Genomic DNA, 2,541 nt, shown 5'->3' on the forward strand with positions numbered 1-2,541 from the left:
GCCAAATCGCCACCGGCGTCTTGACACTACAACTGTCACAACCTACTGTCAGGTTCGTGAGCACGCCCAAGACACAGACGGAGTGGAAGCTGGCCGCGCTGGCGGAGGAGGTGGGCGTCTCGCCTCGCACGGTCCGCTATTACGTCCAGCGGGGCCTGTTGCCCGCGCCGCCCTTCAAGGGGCCGGACACGGTCTACGGAGAGGAGCACCGGGTGCGGCTCAAGGCCATCCGGGTGCTCCAGGCGAGGTTCCTGCCACTGGACGCCATCCAGGCGGAGCTCCTGCGGCTGTCACCCGAGGAGCTGCGCCGGCTGGCGGAGTCGCCGGTAGGCCCGGGGACGTTGCCGGTGCCGGAGGAGCCTCCCCGGATGCCGCCGAAGCGGCCGGGAAAAGACCCGACGGTGGAGGTGGCGCGTTACCAGCGCTGGCTCCTGGCGCCGGGGTTGGAATTGCACGTGTCGGAGCAGGCGGAAGCGAAGGTCCGGGCGCTGGCGGAGCGGGTGCGCGCCCTCATCGAGGAGTCCGAGGAAGGAACGCCGTCATGAACGAGCAGGCGAAGTGTGGGCTGTTCACGCGTGAGGGGGCCCGGGTGCCCCTGCAGGGAGTGGAGGTCACCGGTGAGCTGCTCGGGGGGCACGCGCGGGTGCGCGTGACGCAGCGCTACCGCAACGACGAGAAGAAGCCGGTGGAGGCCGTCTACACCTTCCCCCTGCCCTCCGACGCGACGCTCAGCGCCTTCTCCATGACCTGCGCGGGCCGCCGCGTGGCCGGCGTGGTGAAGGAGCGCGAGGCGGCCTTCCGCGCCTACGACGACGCCATCACCGAGGGCCACGGCGCGGCGCTGCTGGACCAGGAGCGCGCCAACGTCTTCACCGCGCAGGTGGGCAACCTGTTGCCGGGCGAGGACACCCTGGTGGAGGTGGAGTTCCTGCAGACGCTCACCGCCGAAGAGGGCAGCGTGCGCTGGATGCTGCCCACGCTGGTGGCGCCCCGGTACATCCCCGGCGCGGTGCACGGAGACCGCACGGGCCACGGCGAAGCAGCCCCCACGACGCGGGTGCCGGACGCGGACCGCCTCACCCCGCCCCAGGGCCCGGTGGACTACGGGCTGAAGATGGACCTGCTCGTCGACGTGGGCCGTGACGTGGTGGTGGAGAGCCCGTCCCACCGCATCACCGTCACGAAGGACGGCACGCGCACGCGGGTGAGCCTGCAGCGCGATTCGTTCCTCAAGCACTTCGCGGGCGACGAGGTGGCGCTGGACCGGGACGTGGTGCTCACGATGCGCAACGCCAACCCGGACGTGATGCTCACGCCCGTGGTCACCCACCGCAAGGCGGAAGGGCCAGGCACGTTCGCGCTCACGGTGGTGCCGGACCTGCTGAACCTGGCGACGTCGCCTCCCCGGCAGGAGGTGGTGTTCGTGGTGGACACGTCCGGGTCCATGGCGGGCGACAGCCTGCCGCAGGCCCAGGCCGCGCTCCGGCTGTGCCTGCGCCACCTGCGCGAGGGCGACCGCTTCAACGTCATCGCGTTCGAGAACGCGTACCGTTCGTTCTCTCCGCAGACGGTGCCGTTCACCCAGCGCACGCTGGAGCAGGCGGATGCGTGGGTCGCGGGGCTCAAGGCCTACGGCGGCACGGAGCTGCTGGAGCCGATGGTCACCGCGATGAAGGCCGCGCCGGATGGCGTGGTGGTGCTGCTGACGGACGGCCAGGTGGGCAACGAGAACGAAATCCTCACCGCGGTGCTCGCGGCGCGCGGGGCGGGACGGGTGTTCTCGTTCGGCATCGGCACCAACGTGAGCGACGCGCTGTTGCGCGACCTGGCGCGGCGCACGGATGGCGCGGTGGAGTTCATCCACCCGGGGGAGCGCATCGACGAGAAGGTGGTGGCGCAGTTCTCCCGGGCGCTCGCGCCGCGCGTCACCGACCTGGAGGTGAGCTTCAACGGCGTGGAGGCCAGTGAGCTGGCGCCGTCCACGCTGCCGCCGCTGGTGGACGGCACGCCGTGGACGCTCTTCGGGCGCTATGCGCAGGCGGGCACGGGCAGCGTGACGCTGAAGGGACGGTCGGGCCGGGAGCCCTTCTCCCTCACGGTGCGGCTGGACCTGCCGTCGCTGTCGGACCGGCCCGTGGTGGAGAAGTTGTGGGCCGCCGAGCGCATCCGGGGCTGGATGGACGCGGGGCTGGTGGGCCGGCGCGCGGACGCGATGAAGGAGCGCATCGTGCGGCTCGCCGTCGAGCACCAGCTGGCCACGCAGTACACGTCCTTCGTGGTGGTGGAGGAGCGCCAGGGTGACCGCCGCGCGTCCGGCACGCCGGAGACGCGCGTGGTGCCGGTGAACGCGCCCGCGGGCTGGAGCATGTTCAATCCGGCCGCCCGGGACGCGGACGATGAGGCGCCGGGGGACGCGTTCATGCAGACGCCCGTGGGAGGGCGGATGCCCATGGAGAAGATGAAGCGGATGGCCTCGAAGCCAATGCCCAGGCCTGGAGCGGCACCGGGCCGCGCCCTGGGCAGCGCGGCCCCCCCGCCCCC

The 2,541-nt window shown here is 71.8% G+C and carries 2 protein-coding genes; both read left to right on the forward strand.

Going from position 1 to position 2,541, the window contains the following annotated elements:
* Positions 1 to 56: 56 nt before the first annotated feature.
* Positions 57 to 545, forward strand: a complete 489-nt coding sequence (locus D7X55_RS38340) for a MerR family transcriptional regulator (RefSeq protein ID WP_121725618.1) — start codon at positions 57 to 59, stop codon at positions 543 to 545.
* A partial coding sequence (locus tag D7X55_RS38345; protein WP_233610325.1) for a VIT domain-containing protein occupies positions 542 to 2,541 on the forward strand: 2,000 nt, incomplete at its 3' end. The genes D7X55_RS38340 and D7X55_RS38345, both read left to right, overlap by 4 nt.

This window comes from Corallococcus sp. AB049A, from assembly GCF_003668885.1.
Taxonomy (GTDB): domain Bacteria; phylum Myxococcota; class Myxococcia; order Myxococcales; family Myxococcaceae; genus Corallococcus; species Corallococcus interemptor.